Consider the following 12589-nt stretch of genomic DNA (forward strand, 5'->3'; position numbering starts at 1 on the left):
GGGGCGCCCTTCCCCGGACTCGCCCGGATTTCGCCCTTCCGGTCCATGCGCCCAGAGCGGAAAAGCTTGGCCGTCCCAGCGATCCGGGAAATGCTGGGAAGCATGAGCGACAAGCCCACCACGCTGTACGAGGCCGTGGGCGGCGCGGACGCGCTGCGCCGCCTGAGCAACACGTTCTATGAAGCCGTGCTCGCCGACCCGCTGCTCGCCCCCGTCTTCGCCGACTTCACCCCCACCCATGTCGAGCGTGTCGCCGTCTGGCTGGCCGAGGTCTTCGAGGGACCCACCCGCTTCACCGACGAGCTGGGCGGTCACCAGGCTCTGCTGAACGCTCATCTCGGACTGCACATCACCGAGGAGCAGCGGCTGCGCTGGATGGAGCTGATGAGTGACGCGGTGGCGAAGGAGCTGCCCGACGACGAGCTGCTGCGCCGCCGGGTGGTGGAGTACTTCGACTGGGGGACGAAGATCGCCCGCGATGTGTCGGCCGACCCGCCCGGCACGGATCTCGGCGAACCCGGTCCCACCCCGCGCTGGAGCTGGGACGGGCTGCGCTGACCAGGCCGGCGGGGCTCAGGCGCCGGCCGGCTCCCGGTGGCCGAGCCCGGCTCCGGGCGGCAGCTGCTGCCGGATGCGGTTCAGTACGTCCTCGAAGTCGCCTTCCGCTCCCCCGGACTCATAGGCCGTACCGTCGTAGTGCAACGTCAGATTGAGATCCGCACGGTTCAGCGGGGCACCGGGCCCGGTCGGCTCCCCCAGCGTCAACAGACAACTGAGCGTTGCCTGTTGCACTGCGCCGTCGGCGTGCACGGGCAACGGCATGTCCCATTCGAGGACGCACGACGACAGCACGCGGTCGGTACCGACCGCGTGCATCGCCGCGAACGTCGCCCCCTCGTACTCAACACCCCTTATACATGTGTGCAGTTGGCCGCCTCTCGCGGCTATGGTGAACGCTTCCGCGCCCTGCCGGTCGCGGTACCAGCCCGCCCACACTTCAGTCGACTCCGATGACATGGCGCGGACTGTAGCGGTACGGCTGCCTCCGCGGTGCATCCGGCCTCCCACTTTCAGGAGGCGGCGACCTCTTCTCCTGGCTCGTCCCTCTGCTTGTCGGTGCAGAGCACGCACTCGGGATTACGGCACGGGCCCGGCTCCCAGGCGGGGACGAACGCCCCGAACATCTTGTGTCGCTTGATGACCGTGCTGACAGGCTGCCCACAGGCCTGGCACACAGGTTCCTCCTGCGGGCGGCGGTCGGCATGGTGTCCTTCGCTACCCATAAGTCAAGGATAAGACGGTATGGGCGTCTCGGACAGCCTGAGCCGCCGGCTGTCCTGGCCATCGGGAACGGGGACCGGCGGACCCCTGCGGCCTGGCCGTCTCAGCGGGTGCGCCGGGTGACGAACTCCGCCAAGGCCAGCAGATCGCCTGCCGCGGTGAGGTCCGGCACCGCATGGGCGAGTTCGTCGACGGCCCTGGACATGCGCTCGGCGGCATGCAGCTGTGCCCAGTCACGGCCGCCCGCCGCGTCGACCGCGTCCGCGGCACGGCGCACGGCGGACGGGGTCATCGGCCCCCGGTACAGCTCCGCAAGCTCGGCTCCGGCCGGCGTACCGGACGCCAGGGCCGCGACCACGGGCAGTGACTTCTTGCGGGCCGCGAGATCCGCCCCGGCCGGTTTGCCCGTACGCTCCGGGTCGCCCCAGATCCCGATCAGGTCGTCGATGAGCTGGAAGGCGAGACCGGCCTCCCGCCCGAACGCGTCCATGGCCGCGACCGCCTCCGGCCCCGCTCCCGCGTACAGCGCGCCGAGTGCACAGGCGCAGCCGAGGAGCGCCCCCGTCTTCGCCGTCGCCATGGCGAGGCACTCCTCCAGCGAGACCTCGTGCGGCCCCCGCTCCTCGAAGGAGCAGTCGGCCTGCTGCCCCGCGCACAGCTCGATGACGCAGGCCGCGAGCCGCTGCGACGCCGCGGGCGAGGCAGGGTGGGAGTCCTCGGCGAGCAGCCGCAGCGCGAGGGCGAACATGGCGTCCCCGGCGACGATGGCGTCCGGGATGCCGAAGACCGTCCAGGCGGTGGGGCGGTGTCTTCGGGTGGGGTCCTCGTCGATGACGTCGTCGTGCAGCAGGGTGAAGTTGTGCGCCAGCTCCACGGCGGCGGCCGCCGCCACGGCCTGCTGCGGATCACCGCCCAGCGCACGGCACGCGGCAAGGACCATCGCGGGTCTGACCGCCTTGCCCGCCGAACCGGGGCCCGGTGTGCCGTCGGCCTGCTCCCAGCCGAAGTGGTACAGCGCCACCCGGCGTACGGCGCCGGGCAATGTCTCGATGGTGGATCGTAGTTGAGGAGTGACGGCGGTTCGGGTGCGCTCCAGCAGGACGCCGGCCTCACGGCCCTGAGTGGTGTCCGAGATGGTCAACTGGGCGATCCTTTCGCAGGGGTGGCGTGCCGGGTCGTGTGCGAGGGCGGCGGGCACGGGGCGCGACAGGGCGCCGCGCCCCTGCTGCGCCGGTCACCGCCAGCGGCTGACCTCCACGTTCTCCAGGACGCCGAGGGCGTCGGGGACCAGCACGGCCGCCGAGTAGTAGGCCGTGACCAGGTACGAGATGATCGCCTGCTCGTCGATGCCCATGAATCGCACCGACAGGCTGGGCTCGATCTCGTCCGGAATGCCGCTCTGGCGGAGGCCGACGACGCCCTGGTCCTCCTCGCCCGTACGCATGCAGATGATGGAGGTGGTCCGGGCGTCGGAGACCGGGATCTTGTTGCACGGGAAGATCGGCACCCCGCGCCAGGCCGGCACATGGTGCCCGGCCACCTCCACGCTCTCTGGGACCAGACCGCGCTTGTTGCACTCGCGGCCGAAGGCCGCGATGGCCCGCGGATGTGCGAGGAACAGCTTCGACCCGCGCCGCCGCGACAGGAGCTCGTCCATGTCGTCCGGGCTCGGCGCTCCGTCGTGCGGCTGCAGCCGCTGCCCGTAGTCGCAGTTGTGCAGCAGACCGAACTCCCGGTTGTTGATCAGCTCGTGCTCCTGGCGCTCGCGCAGCGCCTCGACCGTGAGCCGCAGCTGCTGCTCGGTCTGGTTCATCGGCTGGTTGTAGAGGTCGGCGACCCGGCTGTGCACCTTCAGCACGGTCTGCGCGACGCTCAGTTCGTACTCGCGCGGCGATGCGTCGTAGTCCACGTACGTGTGCGGGACGACGGCCTCGCCGACATGGCCGGCCGACAGGTCGATCTCCGCCTCGCCGTACTTGTTCGTGCGCTGCTCGGGCAGGGCGGCGATGCCTGCCAGATGGGTGCGCAGCGACACCGCGCGGTCGGCGAGGTTGACCACGTCGTCCCTGGTCAGCACCAGCACGGTGCATGCCGTCGCGGCGCGGACGGTGTACTGCCAGACCGCGCCGCGGTCCACGAGCGTCTCCTCGCCGAAGTAGGCACCGTCGGCGAGGACGCCGAGCACCGCCTCGTCGCCGTACGGCCCTTCGCCGATCTGCTCCACGCGGCCATGGGCCAGCAGATAGATCCGGTCCGCGGCCTCCCCGACCGCGGCCAGCACCTCTCCGGCCGCGAACTCCCGCTGCTCGCAGCGCTGCGCCAGCTCGGTGAGCACCGCCTCGTCGCCGTAGTCCCGCAGTGCCGGCAGCTCGCCGAGCTCGGCGGGGATGACGGCGACCCGGTCCCCGGTCTGCACGAACGTGACCCGGCCGTCGCCGACCGAATAGCTGAGCCGGCGGTTCACCCGGTACGTACCGCCCTGCACCTGGACCCATGGCAGCATCCGCAGCAGCCACCGTGAGGTGATCTCCTGCATCTGCGGGGCCGACTTGGTGGTGGTCGCGAGGTTCCGTGCGGCTGCGGTGCCGAGACTCTGCTGGGGCGTCTGCTCGCGGACCTCGGGGCCTGCGGAACCGATCGAACCAACCGTCATGTGTGTCCCTCTCGCTCACGATCATGGTTCTGACCTGCGACAGCAAGCCTTCCAGTGCGGAGCGTGCGTGCGCCATTACACAAATGAGTGGGACTGGACGCGCCGCATCGGGGCAGGTCCGGACCGCCTCGCACACGGTCTGCACGTCACGGAGTGCCTGAGGCGGCCCGGCACACGTGACCCGACAATGGACGGGTGACCAGGGAAGCGCTCGACCTCACCGCCGTACTGCGGCCGCGGCTGCCGTCGCCGCTGCAGCCGGCCGAGGACGAGCGCTTCGCCCGGCACGGCGTACGGCTCCTGCTCAAACGGGACGATCTGATCCACCCCGACCTCCCCGGCAACAAGTGGCGCAAGCTGGCCCTCAACCTGCGGGCTGCGGCGGGCCGCCCGGTAGTCACGTTCGGCGGTGCGTACTCCAACCATCTGCGCGCGACGGCCGCGGCGGGCCGGCTGCTGGGCTTCCCCACGATCGGTGTCGTACGCGGCGACGAACTGGCCGCACGCCCGCTCAACCCGTCCCTGGCGCGGTGCGCCCGCGACGGTATGCGCCTGGTGTTCGCCGACCGCGCGGCATACCGCGCCAAGGACGACCCCCAGGTGCTCGCCGCGATCCTGCGACGGGCGGAGGCCGGTGACGCGTACGTCGTCCCCGAGGGCGGCAGCAACGCCCTCGCCGCGCGCGGCTGCGCCGAACTCGGCCGCGAGCTGCACTCTCTCGCGGATGTCGTCGGGGTGGCCTGCGGCACCGGCGGCACCCTCGCCGGCCTGGCCGCCGGACTGGGCGAAGGCGGGCGGGCGCTGGGCTTCCCGGTACTCAAGGGCGGCTTCCTCACCGCGGCGGTCCGCTCACTGCAGACCGAGGCCTTCGGCGGCCCGGCCGGCCACTGGTCGCTGGACGAGCGCTTCCACTGCGGCGGCTATGCCCGTACGACCCCTGAACTCGACGCGTTCGCGGCCGACTTCGAGTCCCGCCACCGGCTGCCGGTGGAACGCGTCTACGTCGCCAAGATGCTGCTGGGCCTGACGACGCTCGCCGAGGAGGGCGCGTTCGCCCGCGGTACGACGGTCGTGGCCGTGATCACCGGCCATGAGGACGGCGGTGGACGGCCGGAGGCCCGATGACACGCGCCGGGCCACCCGTGTCCGGCACGGCCCGGTGGGTCAGGCCCCTTCCCGGTACGCGGCCGCCTCCTCAAGATCCAGGCGGCGCAGCAGCGTACGCATCATCTCGTCGTCGATCTCCCTGAGGTTGCGCAGCTCCACGAACACGTCCCGCTCGGCGGCGATCATCTCCCGGGCCAGGCGCCGGTACGTGTCGTCCGCCGACTCGCCGGTCTCCTCGTTCACCGAACCGAGCCTCTCCCACACCGAGTTGCGTCGCCGCTCCAGCACGGAGCGCAGCCGGTCGGCGAGCGGCTGCGGCAGCCGGTTGCCCGGGTCCGCCAGCAGTTGCTCGAGTTGTTGCTCGGCGGCCGCGGACGCCTGGCTCTGCGCCTGCGCCTCGGCCAGCGTCTCGGCGTACACGTCACGGGCGGGCAGCTTCAGCACGCGGATCAGCGGCGGCAGGGTCAGGCCCTGGACCACCAGCGTGCCGATCACCGTGGTGAAGGTGAGGAAGAGGACAAGGTTGCGGGCCGGGAAGGGCTCGCCGTCCTCCGTCACCATCGGGATCGAGAACGCGATCGCCAGGGACACCACACCCCGCATGCCGGCCCAGCCGACGATCAGCGGCGCGGTCCAGTTGGTGTCCGGTTCGCGTTCCCTGATCCGCGCGGACAGCATGCGCGGCAGGAACGTCGCCGGAAACACCCACACGAAGCGCATGACGACCACAGCGGCGAAGACCCCGACCGCGTACGTGAGGGACTCGACGACCCCGTACGCGCCGAGCCCGGACACGACGAACGAGAGCTGCAGCCCGATCAGGGCGAAGACCGACGACTCCAGGATGAACGCGACCACCTTCCACACCGCTCCCTCCTGGAGCCGGGTCGCGAAGTCGACCTGCCAGTCGTGATGGCCGAGGTACAGCGCGACGACGACCACCGCGAGGACTCCGGAGGCATGGACCTGTTCCGCGAGGGCGTAGGCGGCGAACGGGATCAGCAGGGAGAGCGTGTTCTGCAGCAGTGGCTCCGTGAGGTGCGTGCGCAGCCAGTGGATCGGCACCATCAGGGCCAGCCCGACAACGATGCCCCCGAGCGCGGCCAGCGCGAACTCACGGACACCGTCGGCCCAGCCCGCGCCCGCGCCGACCGCGGCGGCCAGGGCCACCTTGTACGCGGTGATCGCGGTGGCGTCGTTCACGAGGGATTCGCCCTGCAGGATCGTGGTGATCCGGTGGGGCAGACCGAGCCGGCGCGCGATGGCTGTCGCGGCGACCGCGTCCGGCGGTGCGACGACGGCACCGAGCACCAGCGCGGCGGCCAGCGGCAGATCGGGCACCAGCAGATAAGCGAAGTAACCGACCGTGACTGTCGCGAAAAGGGTGTAGCCGACCGACAGCAGCGCGATCGGGCGGGCGTTGGCGCGCAGATCGAGATAGGAGCTGTCGAGCGCCGCGGTGTGCAGCAGTGGCGGCAGCACCAGCGGCAGCACGATGTGCGGATCGAGGACGTAGTCCGGCACACCGGGCACGTACGAGGCGATCAGGCCGGCCGTGACGAGCAGCAGCGGCGCCGGTACGGGTGCCCTGCGTGCGGCACCCGCGACCGCGGCGCTCACCGCGATCAGTCCCACCAAATGCAAAACGTCCATGTCACCGACCTCGTGTCCGGTCCGTCAGCTGCGTCGTAATCTGGCAATCATGAGCGAGTGCACGCACGTAGCAGAACTGCCGCGCCCCGAGCCCGTGCCGCTGTCCAGCTCCTGCACCCAGTGCGAGGCGGTCGGCAGCCACCCCGTTCAGCTGCGGATCTGTCTGGTCTGCGGGCATGTGGCATGCTGCGACTCGTCGCCGCTGCGGCATGCGAGTGGGCACTTCCAGGAGACGGCCCATGCGGTCATGCGCAGTTTCGAGCCGGGACAGACCTGGCGGTGGTGCTTTGTCGACGGTTCGATCGTCTGACGTCTGGGTACGTCAACCATCCGCTGGATCCGCTTATTTGGGCGGCGCAGACCTCTAGCCACTGTCCGTACTCATGGGCTTACCATGAGTGACAGCCATCGGCAGGGGTCCCGGCGACACGGCACCATGGATCGCGATAGCGTCGCCGGGCCAGTACCGGCTACGTATCGACTACGTACCGCAAGGCTCCGGGATCTTTCTCCCGTGGCCCCGAAAGAGCTTGTGCCACCTTGGAGGTGAGGGTGTCCCAGATCGCAGGCGAGCCCGGGACCCAGGACTTCGTGGAAGTCCGGCTGCCCGCTGCGGGTGCCTACCTGTCCGTGTTGCGTACGGCCACCGCAGGCCTCGCAGCACGATTGGACTTCACCCTCGACGAGATCGAGGATCTGCGGATCGCGGTCGACGAGGCATGCGCGATCCTGCTGCAGCAGGCTCTGCCCGGGTCCGTCCTGAGCTGTGTGTTCCGGCTCGTCGACGACTCACTGGAGGTGACGGTCTCGGCACCGACGACCGACGGCCGGGCACCGGAGCGTGACACGTTCGCCTGGACGGTGCTTTCCGCACTGGCCGGCAAGGTCGACTCGTCGGTCGCCGACGACCGTACGGTCTCCATCAGCCTGTACAAGCAGCGCGGCGCGGGACCCGGGCCGGCGTGAGCGAGGGAAACGGGGACGGTCCGATGGCGCAGGACGAGGAGCGAGGCCCCCGGGTGCTGAGCGCGTCGACCGGCATCCCGGACCAGCAGGCACGGCCGCACCCGGTGGTGGACGAACCTGACGGGCAGACGAGCGCGGCGGAGCAGGTAGACCGGATGAGCGAGCAGCACGAGCAGCAACCGCAGGAGCCACTGCAGGGGCCACCGCAACAGCACGAACAGCAACCGCAGGAGCCACTGCAGGCGCCACCGCAACAGCACGCTCTCCATGATCGCAGCGGGGCGCGGGCGATGTTCTTCGAGCTGCGCAAACTGCCCGACGGGTCGCCCGAGCGTGCGGAGCTGCGCAATCAGCTCGTGCGGATGCATCTGCCGCTGGTCGAGCACCTGGCGCGGCGGTTCCGCAACCGCGGCGAGCCGCTCGACGATCTGACCCAGGTCGCGACCATCGGCCTGATCAAGTCGGTGGATCGCTTCGACCCGGACCGCGGGGTGGAGTTCTCGACGTACGCGACCCCGACGGTCGTGGGCGAGATCAAGCGCCACTTCCGCGACAAGGGGTGGGCGGTCCGGGTCCCGCGGCGTCTGCAGGAACTGCGGCTCGCGCTGACGACGGCGACGGCGGAGCTGTCCCAGCAGCACGGCCGCTCGCCCACGGTGCACGAGCTGGCCCACCGCCTGGGCATCTCGGAGGAAGAGGTCCTGGAGGGCCTGGAGTCGGCGAACGCGTACTCCACGCTGTCCCTGGACGTACCGGACACGGACGACGAGTCGCCGGCCGTGGCGGACACCCTGGGTGCCGAGGACGAGGCCCTGGAGGGCGTCGAGTACCGCGAGTCGCTCAAGCCGCTGCTCGAGGACCTGCCGCCGCGGGAGAAGCGGATCCTGCTGCTGCGTTTCTTCGGCAACATGACCCAGTCGCAGATCGCGCAGGAGGTGGGCATCTCCCAGATGCATGTCTCGCGGCTGCTGGCCCGCACGCTGGCCCAGCTCCGCGAGAAGCTGCTGGTGGAGGAGTAGGCCCCCGCGCCTTTCGGCGCCCGTTCGGCCCGGCGGGTCGGGCGGGCGCTACGCGTCGGTGCCGCCGATGCCCAGCGCCCGTGCCGTCGTCGGGTTGACCAGCAGAACCAGGCCGGTCAGCGCGACCGCCGCCACGACGACACCCAGCGGGATCAGCGCACCCGAGGCGCGCAGCAGGGTCCAGGCCGGGATCAGGGCGATCAGCTGCGTGATGATCGCCGGTCCCCTGCTCCAGCCGCGGCGGCGCAGCAGGCCGCGGGCCGCGGCGAGCGGAATCACACCGAGAGCGATCAGGGTCAGACCGCCGGTCTCCGCCTGGGTGGGGCTGTCGGGACGGCCCAGCAGACCCATGACGAGCATGTAGAGGCCGCCGGCCACAAGCGCCAGGCCCTCCGCGGCGCACACCGCGGCAGCGGCGGTCAGGCGGACGGGGCGGGGGGTCTGCTCATCACTCACCCGAGCAGGGTAGCCGGGGAGCGGCCCGGGACCGGAGCCCGGGGCTGGGCCGGGTACCCCTCAGTAGGTACTCTGCATCGCATGCGCGCACTCCTCGTGGTCAATCCGGCAGCAACCACCACCAGTGCCCGCACCCGGGACGTGCTGATCCACGCGCTCGCCAGCGAGATGAAGATCGAGGCCGTCACCACCGAGTACCGCGGCCACGCCCGCGACCTGGGCCGGCGGGCCGCCGAGTCCGGCGAGATCGACCTGGTCGTGGCCCTGGGTGGCGACGGCACCGTCAACGAGGTCGTGAACGGTCTGCTGCACGACGGCCCCGACCCCGAACGCCTGCCCCGGCTCGCCGTGGTCCCCGGCGGCTCCACGAATGTCTTCGCCCGCGCACTCGGACTGCCCAACGACGCCGTCGAGGCGACGGGCGCCATTCTGGACGCGCTGCGCGACCGGACCGAGCGGACGGTCGGGCTGGGCCTCGCCGCCGGCACCCCGGGCACAGAGGACGAGGGGGTGCCGCCGCGCTGGTTCACCTTCTGCGCCGGGTTCGGCTTCGACGCCGGTGTCGTCGGCCGCGTCGAACAGCACCGTGAGCGCGGCAAGCGCTCCACGCACGCCCTGTACGTGCGCCAGGCGCTGCGCCAGTTCGTCGACGAGCCGCACCGCCGGCACGGAACGATCACGCTGGAGAGCCCCGGTACCGACCCGGTGACCGACCTGGTGCTGTCCATAGTCTGTAACACCTCGCCGTGGACCTACCTGGGCAATCGTCCGGTGTACGCGTCCCCCCGGGCCTCCTTCGAGACAGGGCTGGACGTCCTCGGACTGTCGAGGATGTCGGGGCCCGCCGTGGCCCGGTACGCGACCCAGCTGCTCACCTCCAGCCCCGAGCGCGGCCCACGCGGAAAGCACGCGGTCACACTGCACGACCTCACCGACTTCACCTTGCATTCAAAGGCTCCACTGCCCTTCCAGATGGACGGTGACCACCTCGGAGTGCGCACCAGCGTGACGTTCACAGGCGTACGCCGTGCACTGCGTGTGATTGTGTGAGCGGAAGGCCCGGACGGCCTTTATCTCGAACGTATGGGCTGGCCTCCACCCCATAGAAGTACGGCTGTGACCTAGTCGACACCGAGGAATCAAAAAAAACTTTCCGGAAGGGGTTGTATCCGCCGCCGAGGTTTGCGAATCTCTACATGGCGATCGGGACGGCCCGCAACATCGGCCCCACAGACCGCCGGAACCCCTCCACGAATCCCAGGACCACACCGGGTAACCGGAAGTCGGCCCTTCGCTTACGGGGGGATTCGTGAAAGCGTTCACATTCACAAGCAACCCGCACGTAATATCAAGGAGAGGTAGCAGCCATGGACTGGCGTCACAACGCCGTTTGCCGCGAGGAAGACCCCGAGCTCTTCTTCCCCATCGGCAACACCGGTCCTGCGCTGCTGCAGATCGAGGAAGCCAAGGCCGTCTGCCGTCGCTGCCCCGTCATGGAGCAGTGCCTGCAGTGGGCGCTCGAGTCCGGCCAGGACTCCGGCGTCTGGGGTGGCCTCAGCGAGGACGAGCGTCGCGCAATGAAGCGCCGCGCCGCTCGCAACCGGGCACGTAACGCCAGCGCCTGACGCCCCCTGCTACGAGCCTCAGCCGGCGGCGCGTACAGCGAGTACGCACTCACCGCCCCCGAGCCGCAGCGCGCAGTACCCACAATGCGCATCTCGCACATGCGAGCAACGTGAGCTTCGAGCCCCGGACCGTGTGAAACGGTCCGGGGCTCTTCGCTGTGCCGCGGCTATCTCGTGTTCTTGCCGGGTACGGGGATGTCGAGCACGACCCGGGTGCCACGTCCGGGCCCCTGGACCGGGACCATGTCGAAGGATCCGCCCAACTCCCCCTCCACCAGGGTCCTTACGATCTGCAGACCCAGATTGCCCGCCCGCTGGGGGTCGAAGTTCTCGGGCAGACCGCGGCCGTCGTCCTGGACCGTGATCAGCAGCCGGCCGGACTCGACGTGCCGGCCGCTGCGGACTGCGGCGACCTCGACCGAGCCGTGTTCCCCCTGCGCAAAGGCGTGTTCGAGGGCGTTCTGCAGCACCTCGGTCAGCACCATCGACAGCGGGGTGGCGATCTCGGCGTCGAGGATGCCGAAGCGGCCGGTGCGGCGGCAGTCGACCTTGCCCGGGGAGATCTCCGCGACCATCGCGATCACCCGGTCGGCGATCTCGTCGAACTCGACGCGCTCGTCCAGGTTCTGGGACAGCGTCTCATGAACGATCGCGATCGATCCGACGCGACGAACGGCCTCGTTGAGCGCTTCGCGGCCGCGCACGGAATCCATCCGGCGGGCCTGCAGGCGCAACAGCGCCGCGACCGTCTGGAGGTTGTTCTTCACCCGGTGGTGGATCTCCCGGATGGTGGCGTCCTTGGTGATCAACTCCCGCTCGCGGCGGCGCAGTTCGGTGACGTCGCGCAGCAGGATCAGGGAACCGATCCGGACGCCCTTCGGCTTGAGCGGGATGGCCCGCAGCTGGATCACTCCGCCATTGGCCTCCACCTCTGTCTCGCGGGGCGCGTAGCCGCTGGCGAGTTTGACCAGGGCCTCGTCCACCGGGCCGCGAGAGGGAGCGAGTTCGGCGGTGATCTGACCGAGATGCTGTCCGACCAGGTCGGAAGCGAGCCCCAGGCGGTGGTAGGCGGAGAGCCCGTTGGGGCTGGCGTACTGGACGACGCCGTCGGCGTCGAGCCGGATGAGCCCGTCACCGACGCGCGGGGAGGCGTCCATGTCGACCTGCTGCCCCGGGAACGGGAAGGAGCCGGCCGCGATCATCTGGGCAAGGTCCGAGGCGGACTGGAGGTAGGTGAGCTCCAGGCGTGAGGGGGTCCGCACGGTCAGCAGGTTCGTGTTGCGGGCGATGACGCCGAGGACGCGGCCTTCGCGGCGCACGGGGATGGACTCGACCCGCACGGGGACCTCCTCACGCCACTCCGGGTCGCCCTCGCGCACGATCCGGCCCTCGTCGAGCGCGGCGTCCAGCAGTGGACGCCGACCGCGCGGCACGAGATGGCCGACCATGTCGTCCTGGTAGGAGGTCGGGCCGGTGTTGGGCCGCATCTGGGCGACGGAGACATAGCGGGCGCCGTCGCGGGTGGGGACCCACAGGACGAGGTCGGCGAAGGAGAGGTCGGAGAGCAGCTGCCACTCCGACACCAGCAGATGGAGCCACTCGAGGTCGGACTCGGTGAGGGCGGTGTGCTGGCGGACGAGGTCGTTCATGGAGGGCACATCTGCGAGCGTACCTGTGGGGTGAACCTGTTCATCCGTCCGCCCGTACTGGAGGATGGGCAGGCAACTATGCTCTGCAGATGGATGGACAGCCCCGAATGGTCTAGTCCACAATCCTTGATAGAGCCTCCACCTTCCCCGCACAGGAGGGTGGACCGAGGTACTTGGCGC

The 12589-nt window shown here is 70.1% G+C and carries 14 protein-coding genes; 7 read left to right on the forward strand and 7 right to left on the reverse strand.

Annotated elements, in window-relative coordinates:
- The first annotated feature begins 102 nt into the window (after nucleotides 1-102).
- Nucleotides 103-558, forward strand: a complete 456-nt coding sequence (locus OHS70_RS12040; RefSeq protein ID WP_328396598.1) for a group II truncated hemoglobin — start codon at nucleotides 103-105, stop codon at nucleotides 556-558.
- A gap of 15 nt (nucleotides 559-573) precedes the next feature.
- On the opposite strand, the gene OHS70_RS12045 is transcribed toward OHS70_RS12040, so the two are convergent.
- From OHS70_RS12045 to OHS70_RS12060, 4 genes are all read right to left on the reverse strand, one after another.
- Entirely contained in the window at nucleotides 574-1017 is a 444-nt protein-coding gene (locus OHS70_RS12045; RefSeq protein ID WP_328396600.1) for a DUF6304 family protein, read from the reverse strand.
- Nucleotides 1018-1070: 53 nt separating this feature from the next.
- Entirely contained in the window at nucleotides 1071-1283 is a 213-nt protein-coding gene (locus OHS70_RS12050) for a hypothetical protein (protein ID WP_328396602.1), read from the reverse strand.
- Between the two features lie 101 nt (nucleotides 1284-1384).
- Nucleotides 1385-2422 (reverse strand): family 2 encapsulin nanocompartment cargo protein polyprenyl transferase, encoded by a 1038-nt coding sequence (locus OHS70_RS12055; protein ID WP_328396604.1) that lies wholly within the window; start codon nucleotides 2420-2422, stop codon nucleotides 1385-1387.
- Between the two features lie 93 nt (nucleotides 2423-2515).
- The gene (locus OHS70_RS12060; RefSeq protein WP_328396606.1) at nucleotides 2516-3934 is read right to left on the reverse strand and encodes a family 2B encapsulin nanocompartment shell protein; all 1419 of its coding nucleotides are present in this window, start codon (nucleotides 3932-3934) and stop codon (nucleotides 2516-2518) included.
- Between the two features lie 195 nt (nucleotides 3935-4129).
- Between OHS70_RS12060 and OHS70_RS12065 the strand changes: the two genes are divergently transcribed.
- Nucleotides 4130-5059, forward strand: coding sequence for a 1-aminocyclopropane-1-carboxylate deaminase/D-cysteine desulfhydrase (locus tag OHS70_RS12065; RefSeq protein ID WP_328396608.1), 930 nt, complete (start codon nucleotides 4130-4132; stop codon nucleotides 5057-5059).
- Nucleotides 5060-5098: 39 nt separating this feature from the next.
- On the opposite strand, the gene OHS70_RS12070 is transcribed toward OHS70_RS12065, so the two are convergent.
- A complete protein-coding gene (locus OHS70_RS12070; RefSeq protein ID WP_328396610.1) occupies nucleotides 5099-6694 on the reverse strand; it encodes a Na+/H+ antiporter in 1596 nt (531 codons plus the stop codon).
- A gap of 49 nt (nucleotides 6695-6743) precedes the next feature.
- Between OHS70_RS12070 and OHS70_RS12075 the strand changes: the two genes are divergently transcribed.
- The 3 genes from OHS70_RS12075 (at nucleotide 6744) to OHS70_RS12085 (ending at nucleotide 8679) form a co-directional block, all read left to right on the forward strand.
- Nucleotides 6744-7004 carry a UBP-type zinc finger domain-containing protein gene (locus tag OHS70_RS12075; RefSeq protein WP_328396612.1) on the forward strand — a complete coding sequence of 87 codons (261 nt, stop codon included), beginning with the start codon at nucleotides 6744-6746 and terminating at the stop codon, nucleotides 7002-7004.
- 242 nt (nucleotides 7005-7246) lie between these two features.
- Entirely contained in the window at nucleotides 7247-7660 is a 414-nt protein-coding gene (locus OHS70_RS12080) for an anti-sigma regulatory factor (protein ID WP_328396614.1), read from the forward strand.
- Nucleotides 7549-8679, forward strand: a complete 1131-nt coding sequence (locus OHS70_RS12085; RefSeq protein ID WP_443062741.1) for an RNA polymerase sigma factor SigF — start codon at nucleotides 7549-7551, stop codon at nucleotides 8677-8679. The genes OHS70_RS12080 and OHS70_RS12085 overlap by 112 nt, the downstream gene beginning before the upstream one ends.
- 48 nt (nucleotides 8680-8727) lie before the next feature.
- Here OHS70_RS12085 and OHS70_RS12090 read toward each other — a convergent pair whose 3' ends face one another.
- Nucleotides 8728-9135 carry a hypothetical protein gene (locus OHS70_RS12090; RefSeq protein WP_328396616.1) on the reverse strand — a complete coding sequence of 136 codons (408 nt, stop codon included), beginning with the start codon at nucleotides 9133-9135 and terminating at the stop codon, nucleotides 8728-8730.
- A gap of 81 nt (nucleotides 9136-9216) precedes the next feature.
- Here OHS70_RS12090 and OHS70_RS12095 point away from each other — a divergent pair, with 81 nt between their 5' ends.
- The gene (locus OHS70_RS12095; protein WP_328396618.1) at nucleotides 9217-10185 is read left to right on the forward strand and encodes a diacylglycerol/lipid kinase family protein; all 969 of its coding nucleotides are present in this window, start codon (nucleotides 9217-9219) and stop codon (nucleotides 10183-10185) included.
- A 317-nt stretch (nucleotides 10186-10502) separates the two neighbouring features.
- Nucleotides 10503-10760 carry a WhiB family transcriptional regulator gene (locus OHS70_RS12100; protein WP_003953983.1) on the forward strand — a complete coding sequence of 86 codons (258 nt, stop codon included), beginning with the start codon at nucleotides 10503-10505 and terminating at the stop codon, nucleotides 10758-10760.
- A gap of 167 nt (nucleotides 10761-10927) precedes the next feature.
- Here OHS70_RS12100 and OHS70_RS12105 read toward each other — a convergent pair whose 3' ends face one another.
- Nucleotides 10928-12409 (reverse strand): histidine kinase N-terminal domain-containing protein, encoded by a 1482-nt coding sequence (locus OHS70_RS12105; RefSeq protein ID WP_328396620.1) that lies wholly within the window; start codon nucleotides 12407-12409, stop codon nucleotides 10928-10930.
- Nucleotides 12410-12589: the final 180 nt, after the last annotated feature.

The sequence above is a fragment of the Streptomyces sp. NBC_00390 genome (assembly GCF_036057275.1).
Classification (GTDB): Bacteria; Actinomycetota; Actinomycetes; order Streptomycetales; family Streptomycetaceae; genus Streptomyces.